Below are 342 nucleotides of genomic sequence, written 5' to 3'. Positions count from 1 at the left end.
CGGTCGGTTGGCGAGGACCGTTTCCCACTGCTCTCGCTGACCCCAAGTCGTCGGTCCGGCATCACCACGGTGACTCTGGAAAGTCAACTCGTGCATCTATGGCACCCCGTCTCTCAGAATCCGCCCCGAACCTAGCAACGGCCCGATGCGAAAATCAACGGCGATGATCGATGGGTCGTGCCATACCGGTCGCGTCGAACGCACTCTGAGCCACCGATGACCACAACCGGCACTGTCACGTTGGCTGACCAGTGGGATGATCTTCTGGTTGATCAGCCTGGGAAGGGTTGTCCGTGGGGAGCGCGTCGCTGTCGTACAAGGGGCACCGGTACCCGGTCGAGG

Origin of the sequence: Streptomyces bobili, from assembly GCF_002154575.1 — a bacterium.
Classification (GTDB): Bacteria; Actinomycetota; Actinomycetes; order Streptomycetales; family Streptomycetaceae; genus Streptomyces; species Streptomyces bobili.
This window is presented reverse-complemented; position numbering follows the sequence as displayed.